Source organism: Vibrio sp. 99K-1 (genome assembly GCF_013114585.1).
Classification (GTDB): Bacteria; Pseudomonadota; Gammaproteobacteria; order Enterobacterales; family Vibrionaceae; genus Vibrio; species Vibrio chagasii_B.
In genome coordinates this window covers 55,818-71,566 of sequence record NZ_VTXF01000013.1, presented here as the reverse complement: position 1 = coordinate 71,566, position 15,749 = coordinate 55,818, and the positions used below count along the sequence as shown (strand labels likewise).

Genomic DNA, 15,749 nt, shown 5'->3' with positions numbered 1-15,749 from the left:
TTAAAGGTTAGCTATGACAAACACACTCCGAACAACTTGGATTACTGTTTTCAGCATCATCGCGATGTTGATGTCTAGCTATGCTTCAAGCTCATCAGCAATGATGACTGACATTATGATGATGGAAATGAGTTCGGGTAAATCGGCTTGTTACCATAACGACAAGTCAACTAATGACTCAATGGCGGGATGCCATGTGATGAGTCAAGAAGTACACGCCGAACACTCTAATATGAGTGCCCATGATTTGATGGCTCAATGCGATATGTCTTCAATGAACGAAGACGGTAGTGAGACGATGGGTAACCATTGTTCGAGTGCCGATTGCTGCGCCTCAGTGTGCTCTGCGACTTCTTATCCGATTCAGGCTGTTCAAGCCGCCAATCCATTTGTCTCTTCACTAGCTCGTTTTCAATCTGTCACTATTGGACAGAAAGTCGCACGCGCTCAATCTTTGTTACGCCCACCTACCGCATAAATCTGTATCTAAAAACATAGCGATATCAGACTCATAAACCTGATACGCCAATCTTTTATATGTGTTATTTAACGCTAGATATGGACATTCATTGTGAATATAAAACCAACAAACTCCGTGTTTGAAATAAACGCGAGTGTCGTGGTTGCTGTTGCTTTTATTTCAGGTAGTGTTTTAGCTGCGGCTCCTGTTTCTACACAAGTTTATAAACAAAGCTCGTCTCAGCAACTCAATACATTGATTGAAATAGCATTGAGCCAAGACAGTAATCGCAAGCAGTACTTTGCTCAGTCGCAAGCGATGAGGGAAACTGGTATTGCGAGCGCCACGCTGATGGATCCGAAACTCAAAGTCGGATTCGGTGGCCTGCCAGTCGATAGTTTTCAACTCGACGAAGACCCGATGACCAATATTTCGGTTGGTTTGATGCAGCAATTCGAGCGTGGCAATACGCTTGATCTTCAGCAGAAAAAGGCAAGTCAGCAAGCCGATGGACTCGCTCTTCAAGTTGACGCTCGTGAATTGACGGTTGCGAATAGCATGACGCAGCTATGGCTTGAGTTGGGGTACCAGCAAGTCGCAGAAGGTGTGATGCGTGAAAACAGACGCCTTTTGGTTGAATTAGAGAACTATGTGCAAACCAATTACTCGATTGGCAAAAGCGAAGCGCAAGATCTGCTCAATGCCCAGCTTCAAGTCAGCAAACTTGATGAGAAACTGCAGGCAAACCAGCAAGTTCAGCGTCGTTTAATCTCTCAGCTTTCTGAATGGTTGGGTTCGGATTGGCTAGGGACTCAAGCTGTTGGTTCTCAGGCTCCTGATGCTCAAAGCGTACTCAATGCGACTAACCAAATTGATTGGTCGTTATTGGAAAGCAAATTAGCAACCAATATTGATTCAACTAAGCACTATCAACTGTTGATGGAGCATCCGCTCGTTAAGATAACAGACGCGACTATCTCGTCCAATCAGACACAAGTTGAATTGGCAGAACAAGCTTACACACCTCAGTTTGGTGTAGAAGTCATGTATGCCCACCGACAAGCGAATAACATGGCAGGTGAACCTGCTTCTGATCTTGTCAGTGCATATCTAACAGTCGATATCCCTTTATTTACGGGTAATCGACAAGACAAAAACTTGTCTGCTGCTCAACACCAAGTTGGCGCTAGTAAATCTCAAAAAGACACCTTACTTGCCCAAATGAATGCTCAAGTGAATGCATTATTGGTGGATAAGGCGAATCTCACCCAGCGCCTAGAGCGTTACCAAAGTTCCTTATTACCTCAGACATCGGCGCGAATCCGTGCGGTTGAAAGAGGTTATCAAAACAACACGGCACAGTTTAACGATGTGATTTCAGCAACGACAGATGAGCTGGCTTTGAAGCTAGAGCAACAGCGCTTGATTACTGACCTCAACATCGTGAATAGCAAGCTCGCGTCACTCCTGAGCGGCTTTGATTATCAGGTTGAGCAACCGCAACTAACTGCGACAAACCATCAATAAGGAACGAATAATGAAATCAGTAAAAGTAGCAACAATCGCTTTGTTGGTCGGTGGCGCATTAGGTTTTAGTGCGAATCATTTTCTAATTAAGCAGGCACACGATATGTCAGCAATGGCGGGGGCGATTAAAGGAAACTCCTCCTCACAGGCGAGCGATGAACCCTTGTATTGGGTTGCACCGATGGACCCAAATTATCAGCGTGACAAGCCGGGTAAATCCCCGATGGGTATGGACTTGATTCCTGTTTATGCCGATGACTTAAGTGGTGGTTCAGACAAAGCTGGCACTGTATTTATTGATCCGTCAGTAGAGAATAATCTCGGCGTTAAAACAGCAAAGGTTGAGTTGGAGTCTTTGTCTCCACGTATTGAAACCGTTGGTTATGTGGCATTCGACGAGAGTACGTTATGGCAGACCAACGTTCGCGCTGCAGGCTGGGTAGAGAAACTGTATATCAATGCCGTTGGCGAGAAGGTAAATAAAGGCGATGTACTTTTCACCCTCTATTCTCCAGAGCTTGTTAAAGCGCAAGAAGAGTTGATCAGTGCTTATAAAACGGGTCGTAAAGGATTGGTCAAGGGCTCGACTGAACGCTTGATTACCTTGGGTGTTGATAAGACTCAAATCCGAGCTATTACGCGCCAAGGTAAGGCCTCACAAACGATAGAGATCAAAGCACCTGCAGACGGTGTTATCGCGAGCCTTAACATTCGTGAAGGTGGCTATCTTTCACCTGCCCAAGCGGTGATCAGTGCGGGGCCATTAGGCGAAGTGTGGGTTGATGCAGAAGTGTTTGAACGCCAAGCACACTGGATATCATCAGGCAGTAATGCCGAGATGACTCTTGATGCGATTCCCGGTAAAGAGTGGGAGGGGACCGTCGATTACGTGTACCCGATTCTTGACCCAAAAACTCGAACCTTGCGCGTTCGTTTGAAGTTCTCTAACCCTAACGGTGAGCTCAAACCAAACATGTTCGCCAATATTGCGTTGAAGCCTATCAGTGACGACCAAGTTCTTACCATTCCCAGATCTTCGGTTATTCATTCCGGTGGCATGACTCGTGTTGTGTTGTCTGAAGGTGAAGGTAAGTACCGTTCGGCACGCGTTGAAGTAGGACGTGAAGCGGGCGATAAGATCGAAGTGTTGCAAGGGCTGGCTCAAGGTGAACAGATTGTCACTTCAGCGCACTTCATGTTGGATTCCGAATCTAACCAATCAGCGGATTTGTCACGCATTAATGGTGTGGAAGAGCAAGCAGACACGGCTTGGGCAAAAGGTGAAATTGCAGATGTAATGCAAGACAGCCGTATGGCGACCATCAATCATCAACCTGTTCCCGAATGGGATTGGCCGGGTATGGTGATGAACTTCACCTTCGCAGAAGGCTTGGACGTTAGCCAACTTAAGCGCGGGCAAGTGGTTGATTTTGAAATGATGAAAACAGAATCAGGCCAATACGAAGTTGTTGATTACAAAGTCAGTGAACATCAAATGGCTGGTGAAGTGTGGATGCAGGGCGACATCACCATGTTGATGGCAGATTTTGGAATGATCACAGTAAACCACAAACCAGTACCAGAGTGGGACTGGAAAGCGGGTGAAATGAATTTCCAAGCCAGTGATGACCTTGATTTATCGGAGTTTGCTGAGGGGCAAACCATTCGGTTTCTAGTGGCAAAGCAAGGTTCAGACTACACGCTCAAGTCTCTCGAGCCGACGAATAGCACGGGTGAGGGCACATTATGATCAATGCAATCATTCGTTGGTCCATCAATAACCGATTCTTGGTTTTGGTCGCGACTGTCGCAATCGTGTTTGGTGGGCTATATAGCGTTAAAAATACGCCCGTCGATGCTATTCCTGATCTCTCTGATGTTCAGGTAATCACTAAAACCAGTTATCCGGGTCAAGCGCCACAGGTCGTTGAAGATCAAGTAACGTATCCTCTCACCACCGCTATGTTGGCTGTGCCGGGAGCCGAAACGGTACGTGGTTACTCGTTCTTTGGTGATTCGTATGTGTATATCATCTTCAATGACGATACCGATATGTATTGGGCTCGCTCTCGCGTGTTGGAATACCTTAGCCAAGTAGCACCTAACTTGCCACCAAGCGCGAAGCCAACGCTCGGGCCTGATGCAACGGGGGTGGGCTGGGTTTATAGCTATGTTTTACAAGACAAAACTGGTAAGCACGACTTAGCCGAACTACGCAGCCTGCAAGACTGGTTTTTGAAGTATGAACTGCAAACCGTTGAGGGCGTATCCGAAGTCGCGACGGTAGGCGGTATGGTGAAGCAGTATCAAGTGCAGATTGATCCTGCCAAATTACGTGCTTATGACCTGACGCTTCAACAAGTTAACAAGGCAATCCAAGATGGTAACCAAGAAACAGGTGCCTCAGTGGTTGAGATTGCTGAAGCGGAGCACATGGTTCGCACCACGGGTTACCTGACGAGTATTGAGGACATTCAATCACTACCATTAAAAGTAACTGACAAAGGCACTCCGCTGCTATTGGGTGATATTGCCGACATCAACCTTGGCCCGCAGATGCGTCGTGGTATATCAGAGCTGAATGGTGAAGGTGAAGCGGTTGGCGGCGTTATCGTGATGCGCTTTGGTGAAAATGCCAGTGAAGTGATTGATTCTGTTAAGAGTAAACTTGCAGAACTACAAGCTGGCTTACCTGATGGTGTCGAGATTGTCGCGACTTATGACCGCTCGACTTTGATAGATTCAGCCGTTGAAAACCTTTGGAAGAAGCTGGCTGAAGAGTTCATCGTGGTCGCCGTGGTGTGTGCGCTGTTCTTGTTCCATATCCGCTCGTCATTGGTTATCGCACTAAGTCTGCCTGTTGGTATCTTAGGCGCATTCATTGTGATGCATTGGCAGGGTATTAACGCCAATATCATGTCTCTTGGCGGTATAGCTATTGCGATAGGTGCTATGGTGGATGGGGCTATCGTAATGATAGAGAACGTCCACAAACACATCGAACGAACGCCTCTGACCGATAAAAACCGTTGGCAGGTGATTGGTAAGGCTGCAGAAGAAGTTGGCGCACCGTTGTTCTTCTCACTGATCATAATTACTTTGAGCTTTGTTCCTGTATTTGCATTAGAAGGCCAAGAAGGCAAGATGTTCTCGCCACTTGCTTTCACTAAAACCTATGCAATGGCGGCGGCTGCAGGTTTGGCTATCACGCTTGTGCCAGTGCTAATGGGTTACTTCATTCGTGGCAACGTGTTACCTGAACACAAGAACCCCGTGAACCGCAGCTTAGTCGCGATGTATAAACCATTGCTCAACTTAAGCCTAAAGTATCCAAAAGTGATGATTGTGATTGCACTGGGTTTGATGGCTTCTGCGTATTACCCAACCAGTAAGCTTGGCAGTGAGTTCATTCCTCCTCTGGATGAAGGTGACTTGATGTACATGCCGACCACTTATCCAGGCATTTCGATAGGTAAGGCGCGTGAACTGCTTCAGCAAACCAACAAGTTAATCAAAACCATCCCGGAAGTTGAAACTACATGGGGCAAAATCGGGCGAGCAGAGACGGCAACCGATCCTGCACCACTCACCATGATTGAAACAGTTATTCAGTTGAAACCTCGCGATGAATGGCGTGACGGTGTCACTACAGAGTCGTTACGCAAAGAGTTCGATGATCTGATTCAGTTCCCCGGTTTAACAAACGCTTGGGTTATGCCAATCAAGACACGTATCGACATGTTAGCGACCGGCATTAAAACGCCAATCGGAATCAAGATAGCAGGACCGGACTTGAGTGTTATTGAGGATATCGGATCTCAACTGGAACCTATCTTGAATGGTGTGAGTGGTACCGCTTCTGTGTATGCCGAACGTGTGGCTGGTGGTCGTTATGTCACGATAGACATCAAACGTCGCTCTGCTGCTCGTTATGGGTTAAGTATCAAAGAAGTGCAGCAGGTGATCTCTACGGCCGTAGGTGGAATGAATGTTGGTGAAACTGTTGAAGGGCTTGAACGTTACCCAATCAACGTCCGCTACCCGCAAGATTACCGTGATTCTGTCGTCAAGCTGCAGAACCTACCGTTAGTAACACCAAACGGTGCTCGTATCGCTTTGTCTGATGTTGCGGATATTCGTTACGAAGATGGTCCTCCGATGATCAAAACAGAGAATGCACGTCCTAACGGTTGGGTATTCGTAGATATTGATGGTCGTGACCTTGGTTCTTATGTGGCAGAAGCACAACAAGTGGTTGCTGAGCAAATCGTATTACCTGCGGGTTATTCACTCGCATGGTCAGGTCAATACGAATACATGGAACGCGCCAAAGATCGACTAAGTGTGGTAGTGCCTATCACCATCGCCATCATTATGTTGCTGCTGTATCTGAGCTTCCGCCGTGTCGGTGAAGTGATGATGATCATGCTGACATTGCCGTTAGCCATGGTTGGTGGTTTGTGGTTGATGTATTACCTCAATTACAACTTTTCCATTGCGGTTGGTGTTGGCTTCATCGCGCTAGCGGGCGTTGCGGTAGAGATTGGGGTAATCATGTTGGTGTATCTCAACCAAGCGTGGCACTTCAAAAAGCTTGATGCCGAACAGAACCAGCAAATACTCCAACAAACCGATCTCACTGATGCCATTCGTGAAGGGGCAGGGCTTCGTGTGCGTCCAGTCATGATGACAGTGCTTACCGTAATCATTGGATTAATCCCAATTATGTACGGAGAAGGTACAGGCTCAGAAGTGATGCAACGAATCGCCGCGCCAATGATTGGGGGAATGGCGTCTGCGCTACTGCTCACTCTATTGGTGCTTCCTGCGATCTTCAAGCTGTGGAAGCAGCGTGAGATCACTCAGATCCAAAGCCGAGACAAGTAAATAACGTACTGATTATAAAAGCCCTTGCTTGCGAGATAGGAGTAGGTAAGGGCGCACCACATAAACATGTGAAACCAACAAAAAATAGAATCAATTTAAGGAAAGACCATGAAAAAGACACTAATTACTATCGCCCTAACAATCACCGCTTCAACAGCGTTTGCTGCAATGGATCATTCAGCTGGTGACCATTCAAATATGGACCATTCAGGTATGGATCACTCAATGATGAACAGCGGAGACATGGACCACTCGAAGATGAATCACAGCATGATGAAAGGTGGAAAGATGGATCATTCAATCATGATGAACATGGACGGTATGTCTGAAGTAGGCATGCCTGCGACGGGCGCAAAGCCGGATAAAGTGGTTCATGTGCTACTGAGTGACGATATGAAAATCACCTTTAAGAACAAAGTGAACATTGAGCCGAACGACGTGGTGCAGTTCGTTGTGATGAACACAGGAAAGGTCGATCACGAATTTTCGATTGGTTCTTCCGAGGAGCAGTTAGAGCATCGTGAAATGATGAAAAATATGGGTAATCATGCTCATGATTCTGGCAGTACAGTGACAGTAAAACCGGGCAAAGCGAAGCAGATGCTTTGGCATTTCCATGGAGACAATCACGTAGAATTTGCCTGTAATATTCCAGGGCATGCAGAAGCGGGTATGGTGAAAAGTGTAACGCTTTAGACGTTAATCATTAGCTCTTTGTTTAATTAGAAATTCAATCAGGGCTAAGAAATCAAAGATAAGTCTTAACTCATACTCATTCGTTAGCTAAGACTTATCTTTCTTGCTCATCACTGTAAAAGAATCGATGTTTCCAGTAGGTGTTGCGCCTCGCCACTTAGATGAGGGAGCTCTGACATGATTCTTTTCAGCTTGTCGTCGATAGACTCCACTTCACTCAAAGAACGAAACGCAAGAATAGCTTGCTCAGGCTCACTGCTCACATAACCTTTCAACGTATTAAGTTGAATTTTGTTCGCGTTTTCGACTTTGGACAGGGCGATATTGATTGTCTCAATATTGATAGTTAACTCATTGCTTTTAAACATTTTTATTATTTTATGGTTGTTTCCAGTTGAGCGCACATTAACACAACGAAGGATTTGAACATTGACCGAGATTATAAAACTAGAACAATTCTGAGAGACAGTAAGAGTAGTAAAGGGGAAACTAAAGATAATTTAAGTAGTTAGCGTACTACTTCAAAGTATGAAAATTATCTTTGAAGATTGAGTTTGATCTAAGGGGATAAACGATGAACTTGAGTTGGAGCGTGCAGCGGGAATCGAACCCGCATCATCAGCTTGGAAGGCTGAGGTAATAGCCATTATACGATGCACGCACACTGTCTTAAGAGTAAGACTGAAGCATTAAGAAGATTTGGAGCGTGCAGCGGGAATCGAACCCGCATCATCAGCTTGGAAGGCTGAGGTAATAGCCATTATACGATGCACGCACATCGTCTTAACGAGTTTGATAATGCCACATCTAACTGAAAACGAAACCTTTTTCTTCCATTTTTATTCTAAGTGCTCGCATAACCACCACTCCGCTAGTTTTTCAATCACGTCTGGTGTTTTGTGGTTGCATAAAGTGTGACTAAACTCTCGTTAAGCGCTCTGTGCTTAAATGTTATGACTACCGCTAGCTTTGGATGAATTTTAACCTTGCTTTATAAACCGCCGCATTGTTTGGTCTTTGTTCTGTATTTGACCTGAATTTTATGAATAATCTCGTTAACACAAGCGGTTTTTTTGAGCAGACTTAACGGTCTGTTTATAACAATATGGATGCATATATTTAACTTGTGAACAATTCTTATTATTCATAGGTTTAATCCTAAATGAGTAGAGTCATTCGTACTTTTGAGTGTTCGGAGAAAAAAGTGACGAATCTAGTTGATAAATTACGCAAAAACCTCGTCATTCCGTCTATCGTCTGGTACATTTGCCGCACATTTTGTTTCCCCTAAAATACCCATGCCTTCTCAGTACCGAATTAACAAAATTGTTGAAATTGGCGATACACTTCACCGCAGTGGTTGTGCTCCTTATAAGCTTGAAAAATACACACAATATTATGCGAAAAAGCATGGTGTAGACGTCATGATTCAGGCAACACCGACCGCGATTAATTATCAATTTCCAGACGATAACAATGCCGTTATTCTCAAACGTCTAAAGCCAGCTTCAATCAACCTGAGTTTGTTGGCAAATACCATTATTCGTATCAATCAACCAAGCAGTGAACCGGTCCCAGAGCCGGTTGGTTATTCTAAATGGATTACTGCACTGGCGAATATGGGGATCCCACCTGCCTATCTGATGTTGGTCGGCAGTACTTTGGAAGCGGTAGGCTTTTCTGCGTTACTTGGCTTGATGGTTTGGGTATGTCAGCAAGTTCTCCATTCACGCCGCGCGATTGCAGTTGAATTCATCTCTGCACTATTAACCGGTATTGCTGTGGCATTTTTGGCAAGCACAGGGCTACCGATCCCTGTCTGGGCGCTGTGTATTGCCTCGATCGTTTTGTTTGTCCCCGGGTTATCCATAGCCAACGCACTAGAGTGTTTGGCCTTTAACGATTTAGTCTCTGGTACCAGCTTGCTAGGGCAGAGTGCCTTAACACTGATAAAGCTGTTCGTTGGCATCATCATGGGGCTGAACATTGGTGAAGCAGTATGGGGGCAAGCGGTATCCATTGATTACACCAATGCCGTGCCGACTTGGATGCATATTTCCGGATTGGTGCTGATTTCTGTCTCTATCGGTGTGATGTTTAATGCGCGCCCAACCGATATTCTATTAGGCTTGCCAGTTGCGGTTCTAGGTATGTGGGGCCCATTCTATCTAGGTTTTGATAGTGGCTGGGTAGTTGGCACTTGGGTAACGACTGTATTGATCACGCTCTATGGAACTTGGATTGCGAAGAAGATGGATCTAACGGGTTCTATCTATATTGTTCAAGGAATCATTATCTTAGTTCCGGGTAGCCGTGTTCTAGTAAGTGCCAGTCAATCGGTATTTGAGCAGTCTATCTTACCGATCCCAAGTATCGGTTTATCGGCACTGTTTATGTTCTCGGCGATCGTCGCTGGTCAAATTACGGCGTATTCCATTTACTCGCCTAAAGTTGAACGTTAAGCCGTTTTACTTATCGGAACCTTCTAAACAAACACAGCTCACTGCTGTGTTTGTTCGTTTTGAAGCCGCTCTTTCTTATCACCAACTCATCTTGATGCAATTGATTCGATTTGTGCTCGCTAACCATGGCAAGAGTCATTAAGATGACACAAATTCCATTTAAATGAAGTAGTAACGTATGTCTTTACCTCCTTGCCCGCAATGTCAGTCTGAATATGTTTACCCGGACCAAAACAACTTAATCTGCCCTGAGTGCGCTTATGAGTGGAATCCAGAAGAAGAACGTTTGGAAAGAGAAGCTGCGCGAGTGAAAGACGTTAATGGCGTTGTGCTAGAGACTGGCGACAAAGTCACCTTCATCAAAGATTTAAAAGTAAAAGGCAGCTCTAGCGTACTAAAAATTGGTACCAAAGCTGTGATTCGACGCATCAATGAAGGAAAAGATCACCAGCTAGATTGTAAGCTTGATGGTGGCGGTGAAATGTTGGTGACTGCGAAATACGTTAAAAAGCAGTAATCGGGATCTCAAAACGATATGGATATAGTCAAAGCTGATTTATCGCATTCAACAGCCTTTCATCATTATGTGAATGAATGTGCTGAAGATGGGCTTGATATCTACACTGGTATTTCTGATAGCAGTGACGCTTATTTAAAAAGACGTATTGCTTATTCTAGAGGTGTAGGTTTGCCAGAAGGTTGGACTCCAGCTTCTACCTATTTCTGTATCGATTGTGGCGAGATCCTTGGTGTGATTCGAGTTCGTCATGGAACGACTGAGTACATCCATGATGTCATCGGACACATCGGCTATGAAACTTTACCTCAAGCTAGAGGGCGAGGTGTTGCTAGCTATATGTTGTCTTGGATACAACATCACGCGTTAACAGAAAGCGCTATCATTACTTGTGAAAGTGGCAATATCGCTTCGAAGAAAGTGATTGAGAAGTGCGGTGGTCGGTTCTTGAGTACATTTTATTCAGAGCACGACAGACACGAAGTATTGCGATATCAATTAGACCCTAAATGAACCTTATTGAAGTAAGAAGCCCTAGTTACTTATGGAGATATTTTGAAGCATTCAACAAGGCCTGCTCAGTCATCAGATTATGAATTCCTGTTCGAGCTAAAAAAGGCGGCTGAATTTGAGCCAATCAAGGCTGTTTTTGGCTGGGATGAGCAAGTTCAACGAGACATACACGCCGAAGAGTGGGAAGAAGAAAGACCTGAAATCATTGAATATCAGGGCAAAGCGATTGGCAGTGTGTTGTTGCAAGACAAAGGTGATCACTTCTACTTTTGCCGGTTTTTCTTGCTGCCTGAATATCATGGTAAGGGGATTGGAAGCCAAGTCCTAACCGATTGCTTAGCTCACGCAGATAAGCTCAGTAAGCCAGTTGAGTTATGTTACCTGCAAGGTAATCGAGTTGGAGAGCTGTATCTCCGATTTGGTTTTGAAGTCACCACGCAAAACGACCAGTTTGTATATATGTGGCGTAAATAGACATCCATTCAAAATGATCACACTGTGTCTGTAACTTGATAGGCACCTGACACCCATCTAACGTAAAACCTTGTAAAGCTCCCTATGCTTGATGACTAAGCGATTACACTTAGAACAGATCGAGCGTAAGGGAGTGTGCAATGAATTATTACCCAACTTCAAAAATAGTGGGTGAGCAAAGGTTTGGTTTTGGGCCCAGATTAGGTCAAACAGCCTATTATTCACCTTTAGAACAGTTGGATAAAAAGCCATTTATTCATCAGTCTATTCAAGCTCTACCCACAACCGAATCTATTCTCATAACTATTGGTGAAAATCGTGAACAGCGAAAGAAAGCCAAGGGTGATGAGCAAAAGATGCAAGCAATGAAGAAAGAGGCACAGTCGTTTCTTCGAACTCATTATCGACAACAATCTCAAGCTCGCCACCTGCAAAGCGTTGAAACGCCATATGGTTTCCAAGAACGCATCATTCAGTTTTGGAGCAATCACTTTGCCATTTCGGTCGATAATCGAAAATTGATGCCCTTAGCCGCAAGCATTGAAAACGATATGGTTCGCAAGCATTGGAATGGCAACTTTGGCGACATGTTGATGGCATCTTCAAAGCATCCAGCCATGCTTTTGTATCTTGATAATTAACTCTCCATTGGACCTAACTCAAAAGTTGGTAAGCGCCTTGATAAGGGGCTCAATGAAAACCTCGCTCGTGAAATTCTAGAGCTTCATACTCTTGGTGTTGATGGCTCCTATACCCAACAGGATGTGATTGCCTTGGCAAAAGCGATTTCGGGGTGGGGTATTAAATTCCAATCCCCAAATGCTGGTTTTCGATTCGCCAATAACCTGCATGAGCCAGGCCGCATACCTTACTTGGAAAATCCTACTCCCAGTCAGGTGTCTTGCAAGGGGAGTCGTGTTTACAAGCCCTAGCTACCCACCAAGACACAGCCAAACATTTGGTTGATAAGCTTTGCCTGCATTTTATTGGTGACACACCTAAAGCTCTCTCAAAACAGATGGTTGCTGCATACTTAAAAGGTAATGGTGACTTGCTGCCTGTTTACCGCTTGTTACTGAGCAGCGAGCAGGCGAGTGAGCCTAATCCTAATCGATTTAGACCTCCGAAAGAGTGGCTATTTGCCGTCCTTCGTAGTGCCGATATTTCTTAAACCAACGACTGACATGCGAGGCGTAATTAAAGGTGTGCTTGGCGAGCACCTATCTATAAATACGAAGCAGTTAAACACCATCTTCCCTGATAGTGAAATGGTAAAGCCACTTCAAATGATATGAAGTGGCTTTGAATTTTAGATTGTGGTCTTAGGGGCACAGTTTTGCATGTGGTTTAAGACTTAGCCGCCAATAATGCCCCGAATGTTAAAAGGCCAAATCCACACGCTTGATTGAGCCTTTTCTTGGCTTTCAACAAGTGTTTTTGGAGCGTATTTGAAGTAAATAACACTGCAACAATTCCAAACCACAAGCCGTGAAGGACAATCATGTAAAGCCCGTAACCGAGTGCGATATGTTGGTTTTCAGCGTCAGGTGAAATGACCTGACTGAAGATGCTCAAGAAGAACAACATGGTTTTAGGGTTGAGTACGTTACACAAAAAGCCTTGGGCTAAATAACGCCAAACACTGATGCTCTGCGTCGTTCCTTCCATAGGGGCAAGTTTGTTGTCTGCGCTTATAATTCCTTTAATCCCTAAGTAAACAAGGTAAGCGGCACCTGCGTATCGAATGATGTCGAAAATCTGTTCATTCTGTGAGATTAAGTAACTAATACCTAGCATCGAATAGCTAATGTGAACGCAAATTGCTAGGCTAACCCCTAATGCTGTCCAAATACCGGCTTGTCTTCCTTGGTTGACGCTGTTCTTCAAAACCAAAACGAAATCAGCACCAGGACTTATAACAATTAATAGCCCTAACACCGCTAAGCTCAACCATTCCATAAATACTCCAATTCTCTTATTTGATGAGCGGCCATTGTATGGTTTTTATTTGCTACCTATAATCGAAATGAATTCCATTAACCTGTGAGAAATAATCACACATGAGGCATCTTAAAGCATTTCATGTTTTTCATGTCGCCGCGCATTCGATGAGTTACAGCGAAGCGGCAGAAAAGCTCAATATTACCCATGGTGCGGTGAGCAAACAGATCAAGGTTCTGGAAAATCACCTGGCTCATACTCTGTTTTATAAGCAGGGGCGTAATGTATGTTTGACCAAAGAGGGTGAGTTACTCAAGGGCTACACAGAGCAAGCGTTTCAGGCTTTGGATACAGGCGTAACAAAGCTTAACCAACTGAAAAACCATGCGCTCGAGGTGTCGTGTGAACCAACATTAACCATGCGTTGGTTGATGCCTCGTTTAGGCGACTTTTACGCTGAGTCAGGTATTGATGTTCGTTTGTCGACTGCTGGTGGGCCTGTGAACTTGAATGCGACAGGACTCGATATGGCGATTCGCCGAGATGACTTTAAATTAACCGAGCGTTACGAACAGATACCGCTAGTTGAAGAGTGGGTAGGCCCTGTGTGTTCCCCGGGTTATTGGCATCAGGTAAAAGATAACTTAGATGATGTGAAATTACTGCATAGCAGTACACGGCCAGATGCTTGGAGTCATTGGGGTGCTATCACTAAAGATAAAGTTAATGGTGGAGAGTGGTCTAATGCTCGAGCGAACCAAACATTTGCACACTTCTACTTTTGCTTTCAGGCGGCTGTCGATGGGTTAGGCATAGCGCTTGGGTCTTATCCACTTGTCGCCGACGATCTTGAAAGAGGTAACTTGATCGCGCCGTTTGGCTTCGTACCTTCTGGTCACCAGTACATATTGCTCACGCAAGATAGCAATCAGGATGAGTCAGGCAATTCATTCGTAGCTTGGTTGAAGAGCGAGTTATCGCAGTGTGTTCCAGTTATTAAAAACAAATAGATTCTTTACGTCAGAAGCTAATTCCCCCTTGATGCAGAGTGTTTCGCAAGCGCATGAGGCGGAACACCGAACGCTTTCTTGAAAGCATTGGTGAAGTTTGAAGGGTGCTGATAACCCGCTTCATAGGCGGCTTCGGTTACTGATACCAAGCCTCGTTCTAAGTGTTGTCGCGCGATATCTAAGCGTCGGTGTCGGATATAGCCGTTGATCGTCAGGTTGTAAGACTGCTTAAATCGACGTTGTAAGTTGGAGATACTCATCGAGAATTGACCTGCGATGCTTTCAAGGCTGAGTGGCTTATCTAGGTTGATTTCAATGTAGCTGATGATGTCTTCAATCTTGGCATCGAACCCTTTTTCAGCCGACACTTGGTTATCGTTTTGGTCCAAACCAACGTTCATATCCGTGCCATTTGGACTCGCGTTAATGTCCTCAGAAGTGCACTCTTGGCAGCATTGAATCGGCATCTGAGACAAGGTTTGAGCAAGCAACTGCTGGGTTAACGTCTCTACGACAAGCTTGGCTTGAAAGTTGGTCGGTGTAGCTTGGCTAGTGAGTGTATTGGCGAGTTGAATGATGTCAGCGTTGAACTGCACATCGTAAAACGCCTTGTGTGAATCTAAGAATGATTTGCTTGAACAGTGGTCACTTAAACGTGGTTTTACCCATTGTGGCTTAACCAAGATGTTGATCTTGTTCATCTTGTTATCTTGAATTAACGAGCGCCTAAAGTTGGCAGGTTTAGCTAAGTTTACCACCACGCCTTGTGGTCCATTGCTGGCATCGAGATCGAACTCAAGATCATCGTAGCCAAAGGTGAGTTTTCCTTCGAGAATAATGGTAATCAAGATCGCTGAGTGGGCTGTTGAGACGATGTTGCTGTCGACCAATTCAATACAGCGGCCGCCATGCACGAAAATTTGGTCATTGTATTGATAAGAAAGGAATTTACCTTCAGCGAGCGAGGTCTGCTTGGTTTGACCTTGTGTCACAATGATCTGCTTTTCAGTCTGTTCTAGCTTTTTGGTTAGAGCGACTTTTTTCGTTAACACTGGTTTATTCGCTGACACAGCTTTCTTGTTTAACTCGACTCTTCCAGTCATAGCCGTTTCGGCAAGTTTAGTTTGCTCTGACGCTACTTCACCCATTTGACCTTTCCTCATAACAGCTGTGCGTTTTCGCATAAGCAAATCATCTGTGCATTTATAAATTACAACTCTATCATGTTTGCGAATTATTATCATTTACATCTAGGATTGAAT

The 15,749-nt window shown here is 44.8% G+C and carries 16 protein-coding genes, 2 tRNA genes and 1 pseudogene; 14 read left to right on the top strand and 5 right to left on the bottom strand.

Annotated elements, in window-relative coordinates; genetic code table 11:
* The first annotated feature begins 13 nt into the window (after window positions 1-13).
* From F0228_RS12025 to F0228_RS12005, 5 genes are all read left to right on the top strand, one after another.
* Complete coding sequence (locus F0228_RS12025; RefSeq protein ID WP_171762259.1) at window positions 14-478, top strand: hypothetical protein; 465 nt, start codon at window positions 14-16, stop codon at window positions 476-478.
* Window positions 479-577: 99 nt separating this feature from the next.
* On the top strand, window positions 578-1,987 hold the full coding sequence (locus F0228_RS12020) for a TolC family protein (protein WP_171762281.1): 1,410 nt from the start codon (window positions 578-580) through the stop codon (window positions 1,985-1,987).
* 10 nt (window positions 1,988-1,997) lie between these two features.
* Window positions 1,998-3,737 carry an efflux RND transporter periplasmic adaptor subunit gene (locus F0228_RS12015; protein WP_171762258.1) on the top strand — a complete coding sequence of 580 codons (1,740 nt, stop codon included), beginning with the start codon at window positions 1,998-2,000 and terminating at the stop codon, window positions 3,735-3,737.
* Window positions 3,734-6,874, top strand: a complete 3,141-nt coding sequence (locus tag F0228_RS12010; protein ID WP_171762257.1) for an efflux RND transporter permease subunit — start codon at window positions 3,734-3,736, stop codon at window positions 6,872-6,874. The genes F0228_RS12015 and F0228_RS12010 overlap by 4 nt, the downstream gene beginning before the upstream one ends.
* A gap of 108 nt (window positions 6,875-6,982) precedes the next feature.
* Entirely contained in the window at window positions 6,983-7,570 is a 588-nt protein-coding gene (locus F0228_RS12005; RefSeq protein ID WP_105058299.1) for a cupredoxin family protein, read from the top strand.
* 110 nt (window positions 7,571-7,680) lie between these two features.
* On the opposite strand, the gene F0228_RS12000 is transcribed toward F0228_RS12005, so the two are convergent.
* The 3 genes from F0228_RS12000 to F0228_RS11990 all read right to left on the bottom strand — a co-directional run bounded on the left by F0228_RS12000 (window position 7,681) and on the right by F0228_RS11990 (window position 8,345).
* Window positions 7,681-7,938, bottom strand: a complete 258-nt coding sequence (locus F0228_RS12000; protein WP_102422966.1) for a hypothetical protein — start codon at window positions 7,936-7,938, stop codon at window positions 7,681-7,683.
* A gap of 218 nt (window positions 7,939-8,156) precedes the next feature.
* Window positions 8,157-8,231 (bottom strand) — tRNA-Gly (locus tag F0228_RS11995).
* A gap of 39 nt (window positions 8,232-8,270) precedes the next feature.
* Window positions 8,271-8,345 (bottom strand) — tRNA-Gly (locus F0228_RS11990).
* A gap of 523 nt (window positions 8,346-8,868) precedes the next feature.
* On the opposite strand from F0228_RS11990, the gene F0228_RS11985 reads away from it, so the two are divergent.
* From F0228_RS11985 to F0228_RS25990, 8 genes and pseudogenes are all read left to right on the top strand, one after another.
* The gene (locus F0228_RS11985) at window positions 8,869-10,032 is read left to right on the top strand and encodes a threonine/serine exporter family protein (RefSeq protein ID WP_105058298.1); all 1,164 of its coding nucleotides are present in this window, start codon (window positions 8,869-8,871) and stop codon (window positions 10,030-10,032) included.
* Window positions 10,033-10,210: 178 nt separating this feature from the next.
* On the top strand, window positions 10,211-10,549 hold the full coding sequence (locus F0228_RS11980; RefSeq protein WP_008216181.1) for a zinc ribbon domain-containing protein YjdM: 339 nt from the start codon (window positions 10,211-10,213) through the stop codon (window positions 10,547-10,549).
* 18 nt (window positions 10,550-10,567) lie between these two features.
* On the top strand, window positions 10,568-11,062 hold the full coding sequence (locus F0228_RS11975; protein WP_171730755.1) for a GNAT family N-acetyltransferase: 495 nt from the start codon (window positions 10,568-10,570) through the stop codon (window positions 11,060-11,062).
* A 42-nt stretch (window positions 11,063-11,104) separates the two neighbouring features.
* Window positions 11,105-11,536 (top strand): GNAT family N-acetyltransferase, encoded by a 432-nt coding sequence (locus F0228_RS11970; RefSeq protein WP_171730754.1) that lies wholly within the window; start codon window positions 11,105-11,107, stop codon window positions 11,534-11,536.
* A 140-nt stretch (window positions 11,537-11,676) separates the two neighbouring features.
* Window positions 11,677-12,177, top strand: coding sequence for a DUF1800 family protein (locus F0228_RS25830; RefSeq protein ID WP_253820297.1), 501 nt, complete (start codon window positions 11,677-11,679; stop codon window positions 12,175-12,177).
* Window positions 12,178-12,183: 6 nt separating this feature from the next.
* Window positions 12,184-12,468: a DUF1800 family protein gene (locus F0228_RS25825; RefSeq protein ID WP_345775981.1), complete on the top strand. Its 285-nt coding sequence runs from the start codon at window positions 12,184-12,186 to the stop codon at window positions 12,466-12,468.
* Complete coding sequence (locus tag F0228_RS25820; protein ID WP_253820296.1) at window positions 12,438-12,707, top strand: DUF1800 family protein; 270 nt, start codon at window positions 12,438-12,440, stop codon at window positions 12,705-12,707. The genes F0228_RS25825 and F0228_RS25820 overlap by 31 nt, the downstream gene beginning before the upstream one ends.
* Window positions 12,703-12,831, top strand: a pseudogene (locus F0228_RS25990) (Tat pathway signal protein); the annotation flags it as partial. The gene F0228_RS25820 and the pseudogene F0228_RS25990, both read left to right, overlap by 5 nt.
* 52 nt (window positions 12,832-12,883) lie before the next feature.
* Here F0228_RS25990 and F0228_RS11960 read toward each other — a convergent pair.
* Window positions 12,884-13,495 carry a LysE family translocator gene (locus tag F0228_RS11960; RefSeq protein WP_105058294.1) on the bottom strand — a complete coding sequence of 204 codons (612 nt, stop codon included), beginning with the start codon at window positions 13,493-13,495 and terminating at the stop codon, window positions 12,884-12,886.
* 101 nt (window positions 13,496-13,596) lie between these two features.
* On the opposite strand from F0228_RS11960, the gene F0228_RS11955 reads away from it, so the two are divergent.
* On the top strand, window positions 13,597-14,487 hold the full coding sequence (locus F0228_RS11955) for a LysR family transcriptional regulator (protein ID WP_171730753.1): 891 nt from the start codon (window positions 13,597-13,599) through the stop codon (window positions 14,485-14,487).
* Between the two features lie 17 nt (window positions 14,488-14,504).
* On the opposite strand, the gene F0228_RS11950 is transcribed toward F0228_RS11955, so the two are convergent.
* Entirely contained in the window at window positions 14,505-15,731 is a 1,227-nt protein-coding gene (locus F0228_RS11950; protein WP_171730752.1) for an AraC family transcriptional regulator, read from the bottom strand.
* Between the last annotated feature and the right edge of the window lie 18 nt (window positions 15,732-15,749).

Bases quoted from the DNA above. Each gene is read 5' to 3' on its own strand.
- F0228_RS12025 (WP_171762259.1), top strand. From the start codon at position 14: ATGACAAACACACTCCGAACAACTTGGATTACTGTTTTCAGCATCATC.
- F0228_RS12015 (WP_171762258.1), top strand. From the start codon at position 1,998: ATGAAATCAGTAAAAGTAGCAACAATCGCTTTGTTGGTCGGTGGCGCA.
- F0228_RS12010 (WP_171762257.1), top strand. From the start codon at position 3,734: ATGATCAATGCAATCATTCGTTGGTCCATCAATAACCGATTCTTGGTT.
- F0228_RS12005 (WP_105058299.1), top strand. From the start codon at position 6,983: ATGAAAAAGACACTAATTACTATCGCCCTAACAATCACCGCTTCAACA.
- F0228_RS12000 (WP_102422966.1), bottom strand. From the start codon at position 7,938: ATGTTTAAAAGCAATGAGTTAACTATCAATATTGAGACAATCAATATC.
- F0228_RS11985 (WP_105058298.1), top strand. From the start codon at position 8,869: ATGCCTTCTCAGTACCGAATTAACAAAATTGTTGAAATTGGCGATACA.
- F0228_RS11980 (WP_008216181.1), top strand. From the start codon at position 10,211: ATGTCTTTACCTCCTTGCCCGCAATGTCAGTCTGAATATGTTTACCCG.
- F0228_RS11975 (WP_171730755.1), top strand. From the start codon at position 10,568: ATGGATATAGTCAAAGCTGATTTATCGCATTCAACAGCCTTTCATCAT.
- F0228_RS25830 (WP_253820297.1), top strand. From the start codon at position 11,677: ATGAATTATTACCCAACTTCAAAAATAGTGGGTGAGCAAAGGTTTGGT.
- F0228_RS11960 (WP_105058294.1), bottom strand. From the start codon at position 13,495: ATGGAATGGTTGAGCTTAGCGGTGTTAGGGCTATTAATTGTTATAAGT.
- F0228_RS11955 (WP_171730753.1), top strand. From the start codon at position 13,597: ATGAGGCATCTTAAAGCATTTCATGTTTTTCATGTCGCCGCGCATTCG.
- F0228_RS11950 (WP_171730752.1), bottom strand. From the start codon at position 15,731: ATGATAATAATTCGCAAACATGATAGAGTTGTAATTTATAAATGCACA.